Source organism: Citrobacter freundii ATCC 8090 = MTCC 1658 = NBRC 12681 (assembly GCF_011064845.1).
GTDB classification, from domain to species: domain Bacteria; phylum Pseudomonadota; class Gammaproteobacteria; order Enterobacterales; family Enterobacteriaceae; genus Citrobacter; species Citrobacter freundii.
The window spans coordinates 4,322,980-4,343,287 of the sequence record NZ_CP049015.1; the positions used below are offsets into that span (position 1 = coordinate 4,322,980).

At 42.6% G+C, this 20,308-nt stretch carries 20 protein-coding genes and 1 pseudogene; 17 read left to right on the plus strand and 4 right to left on the minus strand.

Features of this window, described 5'->3' with window-relative positions; all coding sequences use genetic code 11:
* Positions 1–4: 4 nt before the first annotated feature.
* From G4551_RS20755 to tdcA, 4 genes and pseudogenes are all read right to left on the minus strand, one after another.
* Positions 5–1,173, minus strand: a protein-coding gene (locus G4551_RS20755; protein ID WP_085951607.1) for an IS3 family transposase whose coding sequence is annotated in 2 segments (ribosomal slippage) — positions 5–924 and positions 924–1,173 — 1,170 coding nt in all. Because the reading frame shifts where the segments join, the coding sequence is not laid out codon by codon here.
* A gap of 71 nt (positions 1,174–1,244) precedes the next feature.
* Positions 1,245–1,850: pseudogene (locus G4551_RS20760) on the minus strand (aromatic amino acid transport family protein); the annotation flags it as partial.
* Between the two features lie 22 nt (positions 1,851–1,872).
* The gene (tdcB, locus tag G4551_RS20765; RefSeq protein WP_003024877.1) at positions 1,873–2,862 is read right to left on the minus strand and encodes a bifunctional threonine ammonia-lyase/L-serine ammonia-lyase TdcB; all 990 of its coding nucleotides are present in this window, start codon (positions 2,860–2,862) and stop codon (positions 1,873–1,875) included.
* Between the two features lie 98 nt (positions 2,863–2,960).
* Positions 2,961–3,899 carry a transcriptional regulator TdcA gene (gene tdcA / locus G4551_RS20770; RefSeq protein WP_003024882.1) on the minus strand — a complete coding sequence of 313 codons (939 nt, stop codon included), beginning with the start codon at positions 3,897–3,899 and terminating at the stop codon, positions 2,961–2,963.
* A gap of 1,150 nt (positions 3,900–5,049) precedes the next feature.
* Between tdcA and G4551_RS20775 the strand changes: the two genes are divergently transcribed.
* From G4551_RS20775 to G4551_RS20855, 17 genes are all read left to right on the plus strand, one after another.
* Positions 5,050–5,559 (plus strand): redoxin family protein, encoded by a 510-nt coding sequence (locus tag G4551_RS20775; protein WP_003842075.1) that lies wholly within the window; start codon positions 5,050–5,052, stop codon positions 5,557–5,559.
* A gap of 396 nt (positions 5,560–5,955) precedes the next feature.
* Positions 5,956–6,867 carry a helix-turn-helix domain-containing protein gene (locus tag G4551_RS20780; protein ID WP_003842073.1) on the plus strand — a complete coding sequence of 304 codons (912 nt, stop codon included), beginning with the start codon at positions 5,956–5,958 and terminating at the stop codon, positions 6,865–6,867.
* Between the two features lie 488 nt (positions 6,868–7,355).
* Positions 7,356–7,898, plus strand: a complete 543-nt coding sequence (locus G4551_RS20785) for a fimbrial protein (RefSeq protein WP_003842072.1) — start codon at positions 7,356–7,358, stop codon at positions 7,896–7,898.
* A 76-nt stretch (positions 7,899–7,974) separates the two neighbouring features.
* A complete protein-coding gene (gene pefC, locus G4551_RS20790) occupies positions 7,975–10,338 on the plus strand; it encodes a PefC/AfrB family outer membrane usher protein (protein ID WP_003842069.1) in 2,364 nt (787 codons plus the stop codon).
* Positions 10,322–11,014, plus strand: a complete 693-nt coding sequence (locus G4551_RS20795; RefSeq protein WP_003842067.1) for a fimbrial chaperone — start codon at positions 10,322–10,324, stop codon at positions 11,012–11,014. Before pefC ends, G4551_RS20795 begins: the two co-directional genes overlap by 17 nt.
* Positions 11,015–12,085, plus strand: coding sequence for a hypothetical protein (locus G4551_RS20800; protein ID WP_134855968.1), 1,071 nt, complete (start codon positions 11,015–11,017; stop codon positions 12,083–12,085).
* Positions 12,086–12,099: 14 nt separating this feature from the next.
* Positions 12,100–12,633, plus strand: a complete 534-nt coding sequence (locus G4551_RS20805; RefSeq protein ID WP_003842065.1) for a fimbrial protein — start codon at positions 12,100–12,102, stop codon at positions 12,631–12,633.
* A gap of 9 nt (positions 12,634–12,642) precedes the next feature.
* Positions 12,643–13,122 carry a type 1 fimbrial protein gene (locus G4551_RS20810; protein WP_003842063.1) on the plus strand — a complete coding sequence of 160 codons (480 nt, stop codon included), beginning with the start codon at positions 12,643–12,645 and terminating at the stop codon, positions 13,120–13,122.
* Positions 13,123–13,136: 14 nt separating this feature from the next.
* Positions 13,137–13,658, plus strand: coding sequence for a hypothetical protein (locus tag G4551_RS20815; protein WP_003842060.1), 522 nt, complete (start codon positions 13,137–13,139; stop codon positions 13,656–13,658).
* A gap of 8 nt (positions 13,659–13,666) precedes the next feature.
* A complete protein-coding gene (locus G4551_RS20820; RefSeq protein WP_003842059.1) occupies positions 13,667–14,161 on the plus strand; it encodes a spore coat protein U domain-containing protein in 495 nt (164 codons plus the stop codon).
* 27 nt (positions 14,162–14,188) lie between these two features.
* Positions 14,189–14,677: a fimbrial protein gene (locus G4551_RS20825; protein ID WP_003842057.1), complete on the plus strand. Its 489-nt coding sequence runs from the start codon at positions 14,189–14,191 to the stop codon at positions 14,675–14,677.
* A gap of 326 nt (positions 14,678–15,003) precedes the next feature.
* A complete protein-coding gene (locus tag G4551_RS23910; protein WP_231501078.1) occupies positions 15,004–15,225 on the plus strand; it encodes a hypothetical protein in 222 nt (73 codons plus the stop codon).
* A 26-nt stretch (positions 15,226–15,251) separates the two neighbouring features.
* Positions 15,252–15,572: a hypothetical protein gene (locus G4551_RS20835; RefSeq protein ID WP_003842056.1), complete on the plus strand. Its 321-nt coding sequence runs from the start codon at positions 15,252–15,254 to the stop codon at positions 15,570–15,572.
* Positions 15,573–15,636: 64 nt separating this feature from the next.
* Positions 15,637–16,776: a polysaccharide export protein gene (locus G4551_RS20840; RefSeq protein ID WP_042270726.1), complete on the plus strand. Its 1,140-nt coding sequence runs from the start codon at positions 15,637–15,639 to the stop codon at positions 16,774–16,776.
* On the plus strand, positions 16,764–17,210 hold the full coding sequence (locus G4551_RS20845; protein WP_032939221.1) for an arsenate reductase/protein-tyrosine-phosphatase family protein: 447 nt from the start codon (positions 16,764–16,766) through the stop codon (positions 17,208–17,210). Before G4551_RS20840 ends, G4551_RS20845 begins: the two co-directional genes overlap by 13 nt.
* 14 nt (positions 17,211–17,224) lie before the next feature.
* Positions 17,225–19,381 (plus strand): polysaccharide biosynthesis tyrosine autokinase, encoded by a 2,157-nt coding sequence (locus tag G4551_RS20850; protein ID WP_404990302.1) that lies wholly within the window; start codon positions 17,225–17,227, stop codon positions 19,379–19,381.
* A gap of 33 nt (positions 19,382–19,414) precedes the next feature.
* Positions 19,415–20,095, plus strand: coding sequence for a DsbA family protein (locus G4551_RS20855; RefSeq protein ID WP_226988866.1), 681 nt, complete (start codon positions 19,415–19,417; stop codon positions 20,093–20,095).
* Positions 20,096–20,308: the final 213 nt, after the last annotated feature.

Genomic DNA, 20,308 nt, shown 5'->3' on the forward strand with positions numbered 1-20,308 from the left:
GTGGTCAACTAAAACTGGCCACGGCTTTAGAGTTTTTCCAGTATCGGTTTTCCGATTCGTTTGGGGGCAACCCACCGTTATAGTCATGCGGCCTTAGCGAGCTGTAATACCCGACGATATAGTCTGTGATCGCATGAGCAGCATCGCTAAAGTTTATATAACCTGTCACTGGCACCCACTCGTTTTTCAGACTACGGAAGAAGCGTTCCATCGGGCTGTTGTCCCAACAGTTTCCACGTCGGCTCATACTCTGCCTGATCTGGCAACGCCACAGTAACTGCCGGAACTGCCTGCTTGTATAGTGGCTACCCTGGTCACTGTGGAACATCACTCCGACTGGTTTACCGCGAGCTTCCCACGCCATTTCCAGCGCTCTGATGGTCAGCTTGCTATCCGGCGAGAATGACATTGCCCAGCCCACTGGTTTCCTTGCGAACAGATCGAGAACAACTGCAAGGTAAGCCCAACGCTTGCCTGTCCAGATGTACGTCACATCGCCGCACCACACCTGGTTAGGTTCTGTCACTGCGAACTGTCGCTCAAGGCGATTCGGGATAGCGATGTGTTCATGACCAACACGTTTATACCGGTGGGTAGGCTGCTGACAACTCACCAGCCCCAGTTCTTTCATGAGCCTGCCAGCAAGCCAGCGTCCCATTCTGAAGCCTCTCAGGGTTGCCATAATGGCGATACTTCTTGCGCCAGCAGAGCCATGGCTGATGTTATGCAGCTCCCGAACCTGGCTGCGTAACACAGCTCGCCAGCCGTCTGGCTTTTCGGCGCTTTTCTCCCAGTATTTGTAGCTACTGCGATGAACCCCGAACACGTGGCAGAGTGTGACCACAGGATACTGCGCTCTGAGTTTCCCGATTAACGAGAATTGTTCAGGGAGTCTGACATCAAGAGCGCGGTAGCCTTTTTTAATATGTCGTTTTCCATTTCAATGCGTTGTAGCTTTTTCTTCAGCTCACGTATTTCAATCTGTTCCGGGGTTATAGGGGAGGCTTTAGGTATTTTGCCCTGTCGTTCATCCCGCAACTGCTTTACCCATCGCGTCATGGTAGAAAGACCCACATCCATAGCACTGGCCGCAGCTGCAACGGTGTAGTTCTGATCAAGGACCAGTTGAGCGGATTCACGTTTAAACTCTGCGCTGAAATTTCTTTTTTTCATTGAGGCACCTGTAATGTTCTGAGGTGAGCATATCACCTCTGTTCAGGTGGCCAAATTCAGTAAACCACTACAGTCAGAGCGATATTGCTGATATCAACCTGATCGATAACCGCTGAGTTCCAGTAAGGAATCAGTGACAGAGAGATAAGCACCAGGCTGGCAATGAACGGCCATACCAGGTAGCTCATCACTTTAACCATCAGATCTTTACCAAACCAGATGACGAATGCCATCAGCAGCAACAGGAACAGCGCCACAAAGCCACGGTTCAATGCTGGCATTTGCAGTTGGTTTTCCCAGAAGGTCATAAAGGTGTTGGTAATGGTGACGCCATAAATCCACAGCAGCGGACAAATCGCAAAGAAGTAGAGGAACGTGATAACCACGCCGCCCGTTTTACCAAAGTGCTCTTCAACCGTTTCTGTGATGTTACCGGAAGGATTAGAACCGGAAAGACACAGGCGTGCCAGCGCACGGTGGCAATAGAAAGCGATTGGGTATGCTAACACCAGCATGATCAGAATGGGGATCAGTCCGCCAAAACCTGCGCGGATAGGGAAGAACAGCACCCCAGCGCCGATGGCTGTACCAAATAAACCCAGTGTCCAGGTGGTGTCCGATTTGCGCCAGGACGACTGTTTTGTCTGGCTGGATACAATGCTATCAGTAGTACTCATATCCTATCCTCAACGAAGTATATTAAGCGTCAACTAAACCAGTAATTTGAGATACACGAGAAAGGTCGATATTACCGCCAGAAATAATGCTGACTGTTTTTCTGTTCTGGATATAGCTATCTAATTTCCCGCTTAATAATGCTGCGCATGCCAGCGCACCGGCACCTTCAGTTACAACTTTATTTCGCTGAATTAATGCCACCATGCTGTTGCGAATTTCATCTTCGCTGACCAGGACAATGTCATCCACCAACTCACGAACGATTTCATACGTTAAAGTACCCGGGCGGGAGACGTCACAACCATCCGCCAGGGTGCCGGTCGTTCGGTGCGTGGTTATTTCTCCAGCGTGGAAAGAAGCCGCCATGCCGTGAACGTTTTCAGACTGCACACCAATAATTTTAATGGTCGGGTTAATAGATTTAATTGCCACCGCAATACCCGCAATCAGACCACCACCACCAATTGGCACAATCACGTTATCGACATCGTACAGATCTTCCAGAATTTCCAGACCAATAGTGCCCTGACCAGCAATAACTTTCGGGTCATCATATGGTGGAATAAAGATACGGCCTTCCGTTTCCACAATCTCGCTAACCTTAGCGATGGTGTCGTTGAAGTTGTCGCCATGCAGCACAACTTCCGCGGAATAATCGCAGGTTGCCGCTACTTTAGACTTCGGTGCGCCTTTCGGCATCACCACTTTGCCGTCGATACCGAGCATGGCGCAGGAGAGAGAAACCCCTTGCGCATGGTTACCTGCAGAGCAAGCCACCACGCCCTTCATTCTTTCTGCTTCTGTTAAGGAACTGAGCTTGTTAAAAGCGCCACGGATTTTAAATGAACCGGTACGCTGCATGTTTTCAAACTTGAGGAAAATTTCCCCTTTGCAACGTTCACTAAAATAGTTAGAGCGAGGCATTCCCGTTTTATAAATTTTCCCCGCCAGTCTTTTTTTCGCTTCGAGGATATCTTCAATTGCAACTGGGAGATCGTATGTAATGTGCATTAGAACCTCTTACTAGGGTATTAAAGTAAATAGATAGCCGTGACCATTGTCAGATATAGACAGATGGCGTTTATTTTTTGTTAAAACAATTTCAATCTTTAATCAATTTCAATTAATTGCCTTCGTCTCCGACAATTATATGATGAATACTCTTTGGCTAATTCCACCAAAATAGATGCTGCTTTTTTAATTCGATAATTTTTCGACCACACGGCGGCATAACGCGCGACGGGTAAGGTTTCTTGTACCGGGATAGTAATAAACTGGTTTGAGCCAAACGGTGTGGTCATATCGCAGGGAATTACTGTTAAGAAATCAGCATTGAGAACAAGATTATAAATGGTGACGACGGAGTCAGTATTAACAATGTTTTCACTGCTGATGCCATTATTCTGTAACGTGGTAAGAAGTTCGCTGTAGTACCCCATATTCGTTTGTGGCAACACCCACTGTTCGTTTTTCAACGCGCTCAGCGAGGTGATGCCGGTGCATGTTCGGGACTTGCTGGCAACCAGGATAAAGTCTGACTCAAAGAGCGGCTCCACATGCAGATCGTGCAGTTTCATCTCATCGCTCAGCGTACCGATGGCAAAATCCAGACGCCCGTCACGGATTGCCGGTAAGAACGAGGAGAGCTGAGCTTCATACATAGAAACCTGTGCTTTCGGGAATACCTCTTTAAATTTTTTAATCATGCCGGACATGATGGTGAAGGCAATCAGTGAAGGAAAACCAAACGACACATCAACGACCGCATTGCTCGTCATGCTGTTCATCTCATCAACCATGTTTTTCATTTCACGGGTAATTGATTCAGACCATGAGAGCATCACCTGACCTGCCTGAGTCAATGTCACACCAGTATTTTTACGCACAACTAACTCAATACCAAAATAAGCCTCAACATCGTTGATGATTTTACTGACAGCGGGTTGAGTTAAACCTAATTCTTTTGCAGCTGAGCCGATAGAACCGCTTCTAATGACTTCCTGAAAGACCACTAAGTGCTGTGTTTTAGGGAGTGTAATAGTATTCATATCGACCTGCGTTAATTACTTTGTTGACGGCAGGAAGTGTACCAAATTAAGCAAACAAGGATATGTGCTACCCCTCACAAATCCCCTTGACTTACATTTTGTAAGACTATTATAAAAAATGAAACCACTTATAAATCATATGGATATGAAATACATATCTCACTTTACCCTGACTTTAATCAAAAAAAGATGGGGGGATAACGATTTTTTATGGCTATAACATCGCCATTTTATCTGTTATTTCTAAAAACTAGGAAAGGCTATATTTCAATCAATTACAGCGCAATTATCGGGCAGAATGACACTTAAATTTAATGAGTAATTTATCAAATATAATTATATTTCACCGTTTGTGGTGATTAAATAACGCCATGCATCACATTTTTTCGCCATATTTGTTTGTAAAGAAACATTGCGTTTATTAAAATTCAATCTAGACAATACAAATAATCATCATATGCAACATTACATTAACACTAATTTTGTACACTTTATTAGCGCGTAATTTTGTGATGGCGATCGATTGCGTTCGATTATTCTCGATAAAAACGTATCGCGCAGCGTTTTGTGCTAGTCATCACAAAACCAGAAATCTCTTTTAGAGACCTATATACCATTTGTATCCAAATCGTCTCAATTATCATCTTCCGGCAGTAGTTACTCAAAAAAGAAAGCTACCAGGAAATGAGTGCGGAATAGAGTCTCGAGAAAATTTCCATGTCAGTTAACATGCGCACCTGACGACGCTAACGGTGATGGAGGGGTATGGCTAATTGGCGAGTGTTTCTTTACGGCAACAGAGGGTTCCCCCCATCGGATAATCGTTAGTCCCTCGCCCCTTTACTGATACTCGCAAGAAGACAAAGTTTGCTCAAGTCAATGCTTTTTAAAGTCATTTTCTTTACATGGATAAAATACCTCTATAGGGGGATATACATTCTAATTTTTAAGTGTTCTAAAAATTCATTTCACACATTTCCTTTTTAGCTAAGTTTTTGAAATTCGCATCTGCTATTATTTATTTAGGGAGACAACTGAATAATAAAATATTGAATATGATTTAATTTATTCAGCAAATGATTCATCCCTATCAGTTGCTATGCCGATTTTAGCGGTTATCCGCATTTATATTTTATAAGGATTAAGATTAATGAAACTTGTCAAATCAATTAACAATATTCACTTAGGAAAGGATTTCAAATTAAAGTTTGGTGAAAACGATCTGACACTGGATCAAGGTTTCATGTCCGTAGGCGGTAAACTGCCAGCAGCACACGATCTGGTGACTCCAGAACTGGATGTTTTTAAATTACCGAAAGGTGTTAGGAAGATTATTTACACCGTACCATCACTAGATACACCAGTTTGTGAGTCCCAAATAAAACAACTCAGTAAGTCTCTAACTCATGAGGATGTTAGTACTACAAAATATTATGTCATTAGCATCGATACTCCATTTGCTCAAAGTCGATTTATCAAAGAGAACAATATCAGTCCGAAAATCCAATTTGTCTCGGATTATGCAAACCATCGCTTTATGATTGAAACAGGATTGCGGATTATTGAATTAAATCTTTTCGCCCGCTCAGTGATTGAGTGTGATGAAACTGATACAGTTCTGAACGTCACAATCCCTGTCGACATCACCCATATCCCTTAAGTTATTTGCGTACTCCTGGTTGTACAACGCCCGACGACGCATCATAAGACGGTTGAATTCATTTTGAATTTCAGGTTCAACGATATTACCGGGCCTGATCGGGTGTTTTTTTAATCGCATGTATCTTTTTTACTCTGTATGCATGGCTTCCATCACTCATAAAATCCCCTCACACAATTCAGAAGATACCTTTCGTTGATCGTGCTTTTTTATGACACCTGAGATGGCCATAACTCAAATATTGAGGTTTTAGTTAATGCAATACTACAGCACCAACTCTGTATATTAATATCAGCTGTAATTTTTTCACTATCAGACCAACCCTCTCAAATAACCATAGAAAAAATCATTACTTGATAATATGTATATTAACCACATAAAAACAAAGGTGCTGCAATGCAAAATTCGATGAACCAAAGAAAATGTTCAGACATCGTCAATTGTAAACAACAAAGTGTGAGTAATAGTAACTATTATCAATCAACCGAAGGCGTAGTTTTAAATCATCTCTACGTTGCCAATACAACACTCATCAAATTAAGCAAGGGAGAACTCACCATTAACTCCAGCAATAATGATATGCTGAAATGCACTGGAGAAAGCCTTATTCTTATCGAGAAAAACCAAACAATTAACATAAAGTGCAGTGATATCGATAATCATTTAGAATTCAAACTAATCGATATTTCATATGAGTTAATGAGTAAAATGTACTCATTGCTGATCACCGATAACAAACTGGAATATATGTCAGGCGCGCACAAAAGCATAAGCTCGCGCATGCTTTGTTCACCGTTGCGTCCAGGGATGAATGAAGCCTTTGACAATGTTTTTGGCTGCCTGCAAAAATCAGAGCGCAGTGAGTGTGGGCATTGCACACGCTGTGACACCGGAACTGAAGGTTCACCGCTGGATTTTACGTTAATGTTTCTGCTTTCGGCCTTTACCGCTCACGAGGACGGTATTGGCATACTAACTCGTACGGTTAAATCAAGCCTGAGAGAAAAAGTATATAATATGGTAAAAAATGCTCCATCCAAATCATGGAGCCTGGACGATGTTGCAGCCAGGCTGTATATGAGCCGTTCCACACTAAAACGTAAACTCGCGATAGAACAAACATCCTTCAGCGAGATCTATCTCGATGCCAGGATGTGTATGGCTGCAAGGCTACTACGTACAGGCGATTATAATATTACTCAGGTTTCGGTGATGTGTGGATACAACCATACGTCTTATTTTATCACCACATTCAAGAAATACTTCCAGATGACCCCTTATACTTTTATGAGTCTGGTAAACCACTGAAAGTACGCTTCACTATCAATACAATGGCAAACGTTAATCTAGTAGAATTGTCTTCATCAAGACCCTTGACCTTTCCATTCCTAAAGTAACTAAGCACCCTCATCATAGCCAGAACCCCGTTAATAATTATACTTTAGCGGGACGAGGGCATTCGCCACCTTCTCCTTCATTATTGGCTCCAGACCAACTAAACAGGCAATAGATAAATCGACGCACTTTCATGTCGATGCTCATTACCCTATCAACTACAGATTCTCACATTTTCTATTTGTCAACCTGGTAAGCCTTATAAGCTAAGGAGGTTAATATCTTCAGTGCTCATACTATTAAAAAAACATACCAGAATGAAACGCAAAATATTACACATTTGGCCCAATCCTCTGTTGAGCCATTGTCATTCACCATTCAAAAGATAATATGACCACATCCCTTAAGTGCGCTGATTAGCACTTACAGGTAATCACAAAAAGTTAATCCCTGGAGTTAAAATGAAAAAACTATTTATTCTTGGAGCACTGGCTTCGGCGGTAGCATTCTCTTCTGTCGCATCAGCAAACAGCGGTACAATTAATTTTACCGGTACGATTACCTCTGCAACCTGTACGGTAAGTCCGGTTGTGGGAGGTGGTGTAGCAAGCTCAATCGATTTGGGAACACCGGGCACGGATTTAACCGCAGCCAAAACCGTCCAATTTTCACTGACACCAGCAGGCCCTTCTGCCGCCGACTGTCTGGCTAAAACCGCTGCTGACGTGAGCTGGAGCGCACCAAACATGGATGCAGCAGGACTGGGTAACAGCGGCGGTTCGGCAACCGGCGTATCCCTGCAGCTAAAAGCCAAGAATGCCGCTACAGCTGACGAACTGGTGACCGACACCAACCGTACTATTGCATATGCAAGTACTAGTACCCCACCGGCGGCTTTATCAACATTTGATTATGAAGCTAAATTGGTTAAAACGGTTAAAAGCGGTACGGTCAAGGCCGGTAGTTTTGCCACTTCAGCATCCTATACCGTAGCCTATAAATAATCGTATTACCCTCATGCGCCTTTGGGCTGCATAAAATATGCAGCCCGTTTATTTTACAGTTGAAATAATATATAACATGCTTAAAAATAAAATATTATTGCTACTGATTTGCTCTGCATTACAGCCTGTATTTACTGTAATGGCAGATGACGAATTTAACATGAGTTTTATTCGTGGTGGTGCACAGGATGAATTACCAGAAGTCTTTGATAAAAACGTTAACTTTGTTCCTGGCGAATATCTGGTTGACGTTGAGGTTAATGGCGAAAAGGTCGGTAGTGGTTTTATTACCGTTACCGACAGCGAAAAGCAAGCTCTTTGCCTGGCAAACGAATGGTTAAGCGAACAAGGCGTTTTTATCAAGGAGGACTTTTATGCACAGGAATTCGACGCAACCCGAAAGTGTTATGTATTAAGCAATAATAAAACAACAAAAGTTGAGCTGGATAATAGTACACAAACGCTGAAATTACGTATTCCTCAGGCAGCCTTGTTGTCTGGTGAACGTAGTCAACGCCCTTGGGATTATGGCAATTCCGGATTTCAATTAGCATACAACGCGAACACCAGTAAAAGCTCAGGGCAACAGCGTACTAACTATCTGGGTGTGAACGGTAATGCGAACATTGGCAAATGGGTGCTTTCATTTACCGCAAATGCCACCGATGAAAGTGGTTTTAACACCAGTGATCTACGTTTAACTCGTGCGCTGGAATCCATTAAGGCCGATCTAAGCATTGGGCAGGCACAGAGTACCTATAGCCCGTTAATGAATGGTTTTGGTTTTCGCGGGATTCAGTTGACCTCGAATGCGAACATGTCGTCATGGTTAAGCAGAACCTATGCACCTAAATTGCAGGGAATTGCAACCAGTAATGCCAGGGTGACCGTAGAGCAAAATGGGCGCGTATTAGAATCTATTGTTGTCCCCCCGGGGCCGTTTGAAATTAACAATCTGGGCGCAATCAGTAGCGGGGATCTGATTATGACCATTACGGAGGAAAATGGCAGTAAAAGAACAGAACATTTTCCTGTAACCATAATGGGTAACCTCCTGCGCCCCGGTGCCATGGATTATGGTTTGGCCGTGGGTAAAAAAATGGCGGGCAATAATAAAAGTTCCGCCGATGGTACCTTCGGGCTGGGCAGCCTGGATTACGGCTTCAACTATGCAACGTTTAACTCAGCATTGTTGTTGAGTCAGAACTATCAAAACATGGGCATTGGTAGCACCCATTCGCTCGGATGGTTTGGCGCATTATCGACCAGTTTGAACCTGTCAAAAGCCCGGTTTAAACAGAAAGATGAACAGAAAGGGTATAGCGCTTCCGTTAAGTATGCTCGCTCACTAACCGATACGACAGATTTACAGTTAATCGGCTACCGGTTTACGGACCGCGGATATGTCGAGTATGCCAATTATGATTACCTGAGCTACAGCACGGATGAGTTTAAGTCAAAAAATCGCTATGAGGCGATCCTGGCCCACCGTATACCGGAACAAAATATTTATCTCAGTATGAACGGATGGATGCAGCAATATTGGGATAAGCCACAGGAGAGTGGAGTGAATTTTATGCTCAGCAAGTCATTTAGCCGCTTTTCGGCCTCGCTGAGTGGAAGCTACAGTAAGAGAGGGGAGAATAGCGGAGAATATATGACTAGCCTCTCCTTTAACATCCCGTTCAGTGCATTCGATGTGATGCATTATAGTAATACCTCGATGACCTATACCCGTGAAGGCGGAATGAGTTATATGGCGGGTAGCTCTGCAAATCTTAACGATCGACTGAGTTACAACGTTAGTATGAATCGAGACAATAACGGAAATAATATTTCGTTATCCACTGGCTATGCTTCGGATTATGCCCAATTAAACAGCATGTATTCGAAAGGTTCTACCAGCCAAAACCTGAGCTTGCAGATGAGCGGATCAGTACTGGGGGTTTATGGTGGTGGGCTGATGTTATCACAGAATAGTAATGGTACGCTGGCAGTGATTGACATGGATGGAATTAGTGGTGCGGTAATTAATGGCGGCCTTCCGACAGACAGCAACGGGAGAGCGGTGATCTCTCTGGCGAGTTATTCACCGAACTCTATTAATATCGATGTCGATAAGTTGCCAACAGATATTGAAATACAGGGCAATGTGATTAATGTTATACCAACCGAGAAAGCTATTATCTACAGGAAGATAAAGTATCGTCGTGTTCATCACTATATATTACGCGTTTTTAGTAAAAATAAGTACGTCATTCCTATGGGAACAATTGCAAAGGATGATGCAGGCAAGGAAGTGGGTTTTGTCAGTAATGGTGGCGTATTGTTACTTAACGTTGATAGTAAAGTAAAAAATATCACACTCGATCAGTGTGTCATTAATTTAGAAAAATTGAGTCCAACCAAGAGAACAATTCAAGATGTTTACTGTAAATAACAAAATCAAAGCTTTTATTGCTGTTGCCATGCTATCTGTAAGCCTGAGCAGTAATGCCGCGTTTAGCCTTAATGGGACTCGCTATGTTTATGAAGGTGGGAAAAAAAGCCTGTCCGTAATGGTCTCTAATGAAAGCGAGCAAAAATATGCCGGACAGGTATGGATTGATAATGACAACGAAAAAGATAAAGACGTTTACTTCACAACCAGTCCAACATTTTTTAAAGTAGACCCGAAAAGCAGACAGACGATCAGGATTCTGGATATCAACCCTAATCTGCCGCAAGATCGTGAGACGTTAACTTGGCTTAATGTACAGGAGATCCCACCGGCCCCTAAATCAGGTGGAAATGTTCTGGCTATTGCGTTGAACACTCGCGTTAAGTTGATTTATCGCCCACAAACGCTGGTCGATGGGCGTAAAGAAGCAGAAAAGCAGGTCAGGCTGTTAAAGACTGATGGAAAATATTTTCTTGAAAACCCCACTCCCTACTATTTTGCTATTACCGGGATAAAAGTGAATGGTAATGAGGTAAAGCTCACTAAAAATGAAGGGGCACAGCTAGCCAAATTTGCGCCGTTTAGCAAAGTACAGATCAGCAACTCATTAACCGGGAATGTGTCGGTGAACGCGATTGATGATTACGGCGCAAATAATCAATATCAGGTTAAGTAAATGAGAAAAATATATTTTTGGGTTTTCTTGCTATCAATACTAGCAGCACCTTCAGCATATGCAGGGTGTTTTGCGGCGGGCAATGCAGCTTACTATTGGGGATCGCCTTCTAGCAAAATAGAGGTTTCTTACTCGCAAAGCACCCTCACGACAGAGACTGCTGCGGGTACAAGGATAGGAACAATGAAGGTAACCTTTAGCTGCCCATATTATGTCGGACCAAATTCCTGGCAAATTGATCAGTACTTAGGAGGTTCCGCAGGATATATATATGTACCACTTCCAGAATTTAACTTTATCAATAATAATAGATTAGAGCATAACAGTGGATGGATATATTTAGCGCCAGAAGGAATAGCGTCTTCTAAAGCTAAATTCCTAGATAAAAATGGTAACTCTTGGAATTTCCCAAATATTTTCTTAGGATTTTCAGATGCTCTGGGTGGAAACACAAGAAACAATACTGGTCCGACATTTACTTATGGAATATATACCAACAGAAATATTGGAGGTAATGTTGCATCCAATAGTAAAATTATATCAATGATGACTTCAGCTACCGGAAATAAAATAACCTACAGATCAGGCGGGCTTATTCCAGGTAATAAATCCGTAACACCTACAGTAACAAATAATAGTGTTACACTGAATTATACAAATACAGTAACATGCTCTGTCACAAGTAATACAAACAACCTGGATTTAGGGGTGGTTAATATTCATGGTGATTTAAACACACCATTAGCGACTATTATTTTGACGATGAAATGTGGCTTGGGGCCAGGTGGTGGGAATATGACATCAAATTATCCATCATTCATTATTGCTGGGTCTGCCAGAATGAATGCAGTCACACCAAAAAATGCCACTAGTGAGTGGCTGGCAGCATCAAATAGTGTTGGTCTTCGCTTAGGGAATGGATGGGGACTACGATTTAGAACAGGGGATGCTGTAAATATCAATAGCTTAGACAAGATCTCAATACCTGTTTATCCGTATAAATACGGTTCGACTCAAGGAAATAGTGTTGACTGGAATGGCGCTGTGAGCTTTGAAATTGCCTATAACTAAACGGAGATACTGTAATGCGCGTAATACTTGTTTTACTATCTTTACTATGCTTCATCACCATCGAGGCATCCGCTAAAGTAACAAGTACTACGGTTGCTCTCTCGGTTAAATTCCGAGAATTTACATGCAATATAACCTCCAGCAGAGGGAATAATTTAAGCTTTGGTGATGTTAATATTACAACCTTAACACTTACTGAAGGACCAGAAATCGAAGCCGATTTGACGTTAACGTGTCGTCTTGATAGCGCCACGCCAGAGTTAACCGGGAATAACGCAGTCACAGCTTTGCAATCGGCGAATTTGCGTTTCACCTCCCCCGTAAGTACCGGGGGGTCAGGAGGCGCTTTTTTAGATGCCGGGCATAATGTTGCGATCCTTCCCTTTTTCAATAATGCCCGGATGCAGTTTAACTCCGATTATAATTTAAAAGCATTGAGTGGTTCGGGTTATAAATTAAAATTTAAACTTGTTAAAAAAAGTAGCAGTGGAACGATATCTTCAGGTTCGGTATCCGTCGTACTTAACGCTGAGCTGACTTATACATAGAGTGCAAATATGACAAGAGTATTCCTGTTTACACTGCTGCTATGCGGTCATAGCGTCTCGGCCAAGACCAGCACATTAAGCATAACCGTAGGAGCAAGCCTAATTATTCCGACCTGTACATTAACTGCCCCTGCGGTGATTAATTTTGGAGATATTAACAGAAATGATTTTTTAAATGGTAATCCAGATTTACGAATCAGGAATTTTGATATTACCGCATCTTGCCACAATGCTTCACGGGTCGAGTTAATGTTTATTCCACGAAATGGCATAGTAAGCGGTAGAAATGATGCAGCATTAACCAGTAACGCCAGTGTAATGTATACAGTTTCATTGACAGCCCTGGGGGTTAATAATGTTAACTTTAACAGTAATATCGTTTGGCCATCACCAGGGACGACATCTGTCAGGATGCTCTTGGGTGCAAATGGTGCAATAACCAAAGGGGTTTTTAACACCTCAATGACAATTCAGTTAACTTATATCTAATATAAGGATGAAATATGAAAAAAGTAATTCCGGTCGTTTTTCTGCTGGGTATATCTCCTTATTCTTATGCCAAAACGGCGGATACAACTGTCGCAATTAAAGCCAGCGTAACAGGCGCTACCTGTAATATTGTACCAACGCCTACTGAAATTAACTTTAATACCCTGACCGCAGGAGATATCGGCAATAACAGAATTGCCGCCAAAGAGGTAAGTCTTGCCCTGGACTGTGACTGGATTGCTAAAAATGTAAAAGTGACATTTACCCCTACGGAAGGTACCGTTACCGGCAACACCAGCGTAATGCGCTCGGGTAAAACGGGTTTAGGATTCAAGCTCCAATTTGCTAATACTGCGGGAGGTACATTAACTGATACCCCCTTTGGCGTAGAGCAAACCTGGGCAAGTACGACGACAACAGCATCACCTTACAATTTAGGTGGTAAAATTGCGCTTAAACCATTCTATATCAGCGGCGAGGATATCGCAGCCGGTAATGTTGATACCAACCTGGCCATTAGTGTTCAGTATGATTAAGGAAGAATATGAAAAAAATAGGAATGATAATTTCCCTTTTTTCATCCTCTGTATTTGCATCTACGGCAACGGTAAATGTCCCTGTGAAAGGTACCATAACGTCTACCACCTGTACCTTCACAGCAGACTCAGAGGTTAATTTTGGTTCTATTACTGCATTAAATGTTAATAACAATACCGTTCCAGAGAAAGATATTAATATGACGGTAAACTGTGACTGGACGGCAACCAATATTAAACTTACTTTTATTCCAGGTGCAATCGTGACGGGTGATCCGAAAATAATGAAATCCGGATTAGCGGGTGTTGGATTTAAATTACCTACTATGGGTAGCATTAGCAATTTATCATTTAATACTGAACATATCTGGTCTTCCGTGGGGATCCCAAACGGCGGTCAACGCTCGATGCCGGTCAAAATTAAACCGGTAAAAATACCTTCAGAGGATATTGCTGCTGGTAATATTGATACGACTTTAATCATACGCCTGTCTTACGATTAGTGATAACCCTGGCAAGGAATTTAAGCAATGCCATTCAGAGTATATTTCTTTGTTGCATTTTTTTTTGCTTGTCTCGCTAACGCACAGCAAACGGATACAGTTGTTAATATAAATGGTGCAATTACCGAAGCTACCTGTTCCATTAGTATCTCTTCTGAGGTTAATTTTGGCTCTGTTTCTGCACATGATCTACTTGCTGGAAAGGTAGAAAAGTCAATTAAATTCACACGTAACTGTGATTTGGCCGAGGCAAATACTAAGATGAGGTTTGTTCCCGCACAAGGGATCGTATCAGGTCAAACAAATTTCGGGAAATCAATAATGAAATCAGGGCTGAATGGTATTGGTATTGGTGTAATGAAAATGGGGTTGTATGGTGCCCTAAATTTTAATGAGGATTATCCTTATCATGAAAAAACTATTGACCTTAAATTCAAGTTATTACCAATAACGGCTGAACAGATGGCAGCTGGAAATATTGATACGTCTGTTATTTTAAGGCTGAGTTATGATTAAACAGGTGCTGTTACTATGCTCGATAATTATATTGTCATCACTATGCTCATCAACTGCGATCGCTGGTAACAGCACATCCAGTATCGGGGTAAAAATGAAAATCACCCATGCTAATTGTACTGTTAATGGCGGAAAAGGTATTTCTGGAGCATATAACTTGCCGCTAATGAACGAAAGCGGTAACGATCACTGATCGCGTTAGCGCTACTGATGTACCGCTCATTATCGACTGCAGCAAAGGCGTCAAGCCCAGCGCACTCACGATTTCTTTTACTGCCGCGACCCCTGGTTTTCAGAATGCAGCGAAAGGTTTGGTGAATACCACAATGGCAAACATTGCTCTCCTTACCCGCTGGAAACGTAATGGTGCAAGCGTGATTGATTTGTCCACTGCTACAGATATATTGTCAGTTAAAGATGCTGAGATTCAACCCAGCATATATGATAGCTCGTTTAAAGTATATCCAACTGTTATCAATACTGCTTCTGCATCATTAACTCCGGGCCGCTACCAGGCTGATTTGACAATTAACATCACCTATTACTAAACATTGTTCTGTTTACGGGGAACTAAATGCAAATGTCATTTCATAGCAATGATTCAATTGACAGTTATATCCATAAAATGGACAAACTATTAAATAAAGAAATCAACAAGGAATGGCGAGTCATTGAATCAGTGTGTGTTGATGAGGGAGAATATCTTCTTATCCTTGAAAGTAACATGCAAAAAATCATGGCGCGGGTATTATCAACTCACGCACCTAATCCCATGGATATTTTATCACCAACATCGAGGAAACTATATACTATTAACAACATTAGCCAGCAGATGCTCAGATTTATTAGTGCAATAGAGTTAAATTATAATGAATGGTGCACATTAACGCGATGACTAACTATATATTATTAGGCTATGAATTTTAACGAAAGTCTGAAACCGTTCGACTTGAGATAATATGAACAGACAACATTTTATGTGCCCTATTCTTTTTGGCACAATGATACTGCTTTCCGGATGTACGATATTGCCAGGACAAGGGCTCCCTGTTCAGGGGAAAAATGGCACTGGTTTGCCGCACAATCGTGATGCACTGAATGACAGGATCAATATTATTATGCTGACTCCCGGACTTGTCGACACACTGCGTCCGGCTAATATCGTTTCTCGTCCAAACCCTCAATTAGAAAAACAGTTGCTGTCTTATAACTATCGTATCGGTGTGGGTGATGTCTTAATGGTTACCGTCTGGGATCATCCGGAGCTGACTACGCCAGCGGGCCAATATCGTAGTGCCAGTGATACTGGCAACTGGGTCAGTGCTGACGGCACTATTTTTTATCCTTACGTCGGGCGCCTGCATGTGGCAGGTAAAACCTTAAATGAAGTTCGCGACGCCATATCTACCCGCCTGAATGCATTTATAGAGAACCCACAGGTAGATGTCAGTATTGCCGCCTTCCGCTCACAGAAAATATACGTTACAGGCGAAGTGATGCGTTCAGGTGTGCTACCTGTTACCAATATTCCACTTACAGTAATGGATGCAGTCAACGCTGCAGGTGGTCTGACTGCAGACGCCGACTGGCGAAATGTCACTCTCACCCATAATGGACAGAAATCTCACCTTTCTTTATATGCACTATTACAGCGCGGTGATCTGACGCAAAACCGTCTGCTTCATCCTGGTGACATTTTATTTATACCCCGTAATGATGATTTGAAAGTTTTTGTCATGGGTGAGGTCGGCAGACAAGCCACCCTCAAAATGGACAGAAGTGGAATGACGCTGGCAGAAGCGCTGGGAAATGCCGAAGGCATGAAGCAAGAGAGCTCAGATGCAACCGGTATTTTCGTGATTCGGGCGTTAAAAGGAAAGCCCGATGGCAAAATAGCCAACATTTATCAACTGGATGCTCAGGATGCTTCCGCAATGGTACTCAGTACCGAATTCCAGTTGGAACCATACGATATCGTCTACGTAACGACAGCGCCTCTGGCACGCTGGAATCGGGTTATATCACAGTTACTGCCCACCATTGTTGGTGTGCGCGATTTGACTGAAACCACGCGGTATATCAGAACATGGGCCCGATAAATTTCACATCGATATTGGTGCTGTGTACTGGGAACATTTGCCGTTCGGTCATTGCAGAACGCTTACTATGCCAATTTTTGCCACCAACAATTTCTGTCACCTCTGCCGGGATCCATGCCCATCATGGGCATCCGGCGGAAAACATGAGCGCGGCAGTGGCGTTCGAACATGGCGTGTCACTGAGCGGACACATCGCGAGAAATGTCACCCTGGAAATGCTACGTGACTCCGGGCTTATCCTGGCGATGGAACCAAAGCATATTGCGTTTGTTACATCAATGGCGCCAGAAGCCAGAGGCAAAACATTATTATTCAGCTATTGGTCCAGTAAACAAGCAATCCCCGACCCTTATCGAAAAAGTCATGATGTTTATGAGTATGTGTTTCAACAACTGGAACTGGGTGCACAAAGATGGGCCCAGCATCTGGTGTAAAAAAGGACAGTTTAATCTTGAATGAGAATTCGAAATATCCGTGCACTTCCTCGGCGGAAAAAGAATTGGATCTTATCCAGCTACTGCATATTTTATTTTTGCAATGGAAAATAATCCTCTGCATAACCATCGCCTTTACCCTGGCTGCATCACTATACACTTTTTTATCTCCCACGGTGTATCAAGCAGATGCCCTAATTCAGGTTGAGCAAAAGCAAAATCAGGCAATTTTGAACCGCTTGAAGAATATTTTACCAACCGACACATCTGCTGTATCAGCTGAAATTGAGTTGCTTAAATCACGAATGATTCTGGGAAAAACAGTTGATGGCCTTAATCTAAGAATACAATCGGAACAAATTTATTTTCCTGTCACAGGATACCTCTGGGCTAAGCTGAAGGGAGAATCATCAGCAGAAATTACAATACAAGATCTCAGTTTGCCGCAGACTAACGATCAAAACTCGGAGGTTATTCTTACAGTGCAAGAGAAGGGATTATTTCATCTACAAGGAACAAACTTTTCTTTAGAAGGTAAGGTTGGAGAGCGACTGAAGAAAGAGAATATCATCATTGAAGTTAGCAACATACATGCTGTCCCTGGCTCTCGATTCAAGCTCCGTAAAATAAGTAAACTGGAAGCTATTAGCAATTTGCAACTGCAAATTGACGTGTCCCAACAGGGTAAAGAGAGCGGAATGATCGCACTTCGTATCACGGGACATAACCCAAATGAAATCGCACGCATTCTCGATACGGTAATGAACAACTACGTTCAGCAGAATATCAATCGTCAGGCGGCCCGCGACGCCAACAGCCTGGCTTTTTTACAACGCCAGTTGCCGAAAGTGCAGTCTGAACTGGATGATGCTGAAAGCAAACTTAACGTTTACCGACAGCAACAGGATTCTGTTGATCTCAATTTGGAAGCAAAAACGGTACTTGAACAGATGGTGAACGTAGAGAACCAACTCAACGCGTTAACCTTCCGGGAAGCAGAGATCTCGCAACTTTATAAGAAAAGCCACCCAGCCTACCGCGCATTACTCGATAAACGCCAAACGTTGGTGCAGGAAAAGGACAAACTTAACCAGCGTATATCTGCAATGCCATCCACTCAACAAGAAGTTCTGAAGTTGAGCCGTGATGTTGAAACAGGAAGAGAGATCTATTTACAGCTTCTAAGCCGTCAGCAGGAACTCAACATCTCCCGCTCCAGCAACGTGGGGAATGTACGCATTATCGATCCCGCAGTGACCTGGCCTTCACCTGTCAAACCTAAAAAAGCATTGATTATCATGCTTGGGACGATGCTTGGTCTGATCAGTTCATCGGGTCTGGCTATTGCTCGCGTAGCCCTGCGTCGTGGGATCGAATCATCAGAAACATTAGAAAATGCGGGAGTTCATGTGCTGGCAACTGTGCCGGTGTCTAAATCTCTGGAAAAAAAATATCGGCATCAGCAAAGGTCTTCAATCGTTAACTTCTTCCGACGAGATACGTCGCCACGATTTTGTCTGGCATTTGAAGAACCAGCTGATATTTCCATAGAAGCTGTTCGCGGATTGCGTACCACACTGCATTTTATCATGAAGGAGACACCGAACAGAGTGCTGATGATTTCTGGCGCAACAATGGGATGTGGTAAAACATTTATCAGCAGCAGCCTTGCGGCTGTTATTGCTCAGTCCGGCCAGCGCGTACTTTTTATTGATGCCGATATGCGGCGTGGATACACCCATATTTTATTCAACGTTGAGAACAAAAATGGCCTCTCTGATTTTCTAAGTGGAAACACAACATTAACGGAAAGTATTCAATATTGCCTGAAAGGCCAATTCGACATACTTACCCGTGGAACATTACTTTCTAGTCCTGTGGATCTTCTGGCGAACGAGCGATTTAAGCAGCTATTGAAATGGGCAAACAATGAATATGACATGGTGATCGTCGACAGCCCTCCAGTTCTCGCGGTTGCGGATGCAATCATCGCTGGGTACGAGGCAGGAACTTGTCTGGTAGTTACGCGCGCAAATCAGGATAGCTTGCAACAGGTGAACCGATGCCTGCGAAAATTTGAGCAAAATGGAATAAACGTGAAAGGCGTTATTCTTAATGGTATCACACGGGAAGATGCAAATTACTACGCATATGAATACACCACATCTTAGTGCCGTCTCAATAGAAATATGCTGTTCGTTCTAATGCAAAATCTATTATTTTCACACATTTATACTAACGATATGAGAGCAAACATGATACAAAAAATATTATCCTTTGTTGTTCTGGCATTCTGTACCTTTAGCGTTAGCGCTTTTCCTGTAGCGGAAGGTCAACAATATTCACGAATGGGAAGACCAGTTAAAGAAGCACCTATGGTAGTCGAGTTTTTTTCGTTCTATTGTCCACCCTGCATGGCATTTTCTCGTGAATATAAAGTGAGTGAGGCCATAAACCAGGTACTACCTGAAGGGACAAAAGTTGAAAAGTACCATGTTGGCGCAATGGGTAGTCTGGGACAAAATCTGACAACAGCGTGGTCGGTTGCAATGGCATTAGGAGTAACAGATAAGGTTGAGCATCCTCTATTTATTGCCGTACAGGATAAAAAATCTTTGCGCAATGAAGAAGATATTCGCCAGGTATTTATTGACGCAGGAATTTCAGCCACAGAATACGATGCAGCAAAACACAGTTTTGTGGTTAAAGCGCTAACACAAAAACAGATACACGCCGCCCAAAGTTTTGAGGTTCAAGGAACACCATCATTCTATGTTAATGGTAAATACATTTTAAATAACAATGGGACAGGAGAAACGTCTCCAGATAAGTATGGCGCTACCGTTGCTCAAATCGTGAAGGCTTTGCTTTTGGGCAAAGAATAGTGATAACAAAAGATACGACAGATTCGCAATTCTATGTTGTATCTTTTTGCTAACCCTGATCAATCTGCAACAAAACTGTATTAGTCGAAAGAGAAAAATTCATGACCACACCGAAGCTATAATATTATAGCTCTTATAACTAATTCTATAGCTCAAACTTAAATCCCCTTAATTTTGCATGTATTATAATAACCATAAAATCTCGAATTTATA

What these genes read in the sequence shown, in the direction of transcription:
- tdcB (WP_003024877.1), bottom strand. Translation starts at nt 2,862, where the DNA reads ATGCACATTACATACGATCTCCCAGTTGCAATTGAAGATATCCTCGAA.
- tdcA (WP_003024882.1), bottom strand. Translation starts at nt 3,899, where the DNA reads ATGAATACTATTACACTCCCTAAAACACAGCACTTAGTGGTCTTTCAG.
- G4551_RS20775 (WP_003842075.1), top strand. Translation starts at nt 5,050, where the DNA reads ATGAAACTTGTCAAATCAATTAACAATATTCACTTAGGAAAGGATTTC.
- G4551_RS20780 (WP_003842073.1), top strand. Translation starts at nt 5,956, where the DNA reads ATGCAAAATTCGATGAACCAAAGAAAATGTTCAGACATCGTCAATTGT.
- G4551_RS20785 (WP_003842072.1), top strand. Translation starts at nt 7,356, where the DNA reads ATGAAAAAACTATTTATTCTTGGAGCACTGGCTTCGGCGGTAGCATTC.
- pefC (WP_003842069.1), top strand. Translation starts at nt 7,975, where the DNA reads ATGCTTAAAAATAAAATATTATTGCTACTGATTTGCTCTGCATTACAG.
- G4551_RS20795 (WP_003842067.1), top strand. Translation starts at nt 10,322, where the DNA reads ATGTTTACTGTAAATAACAAAATCAAAGCTTTTATTGCTGTTGCCATG.
- G4551_RS20800 (WP_134855968.1), top strand. Translation starts at nt 11,015, where the DNA reads ATGAGAAAAATATATTTTTGGGTTTTCTTGCTATCAATACTAGCAGCA.
- G4551_RS20805 (WP_003842065.1), top strand. Translation starts at nt 12,100, where the DNA reads ATGCGCGTAATACTTGTTTTACTATCTTTACTATGCTTCATCACCATC.
- G4551_RS20810 (WP_003842063.1), top strand. Translation starts at nt 12,643, where the DNA reads ATGACAAGAGTATTCCTGTTTACACTGCTGCTATGCGGTCATAGCGTC.
- G4551_RS20815 (WP_003842060.1), top strand. Translation starts at nt 13,137, where the DNA reads ATGAAAAAAGTAATTCCGGTCGTTTTTCTGCTGGGTATATCTCCTTAT.
- G4551_RS20820 (WP_003842059.1), top strand. Translation starts at nt 13,667, where the DNA reads ATGAAAAAAATAGGAATGATAATTTCCCTTTTTTCATCCTCTGTATTT.
- G4551_RS20825 (WP_003842057.1), top strand. Translation starts at nt 14,189, where the DNA reads ATGCCATTCAGAGTATATTTCTTTGTTGCATTTTTTTTTGCTTGTCTC.
- G4551_RS23910 (WP_231501078.1), top strand. Translation starts at nt 15,004, where the DNA reads ATGGCAAACATTGCTCTCCTTACCCGCTGGAAACGTAATGGTGCAAGC.
- G4551_RS20835 (WP_003842056.1), top strand. Translation starts at nt 15,252, where the DNA reads ATGCAAATGTCATTTCATAGCAATGATTCAATTGACAGTTATATCCAT.
- G4551_RS20840 (WP_042270726.1), top strand. Translation starts at nt 15,637, where the DNA reads ATGAACAGACAACATTTTATGTGCCCTATTCTTTTTGGCACAATGATA.
- G4551_RS20845 (WP_032939221.1), top strand. Translation starts at nt 16,764, where the DNA reads ATGGGCCCGATAAATTTCACATCGATATTGGTGCTGTGTACTGGGAAC.
- G4551_RS20855 (WP_226988866.1), top strand. Translation starts at nt 19,415, where the DNA reads ATGCAAAATCTATTATTTTCACACATTTATACTAACGATATGAGAGCA.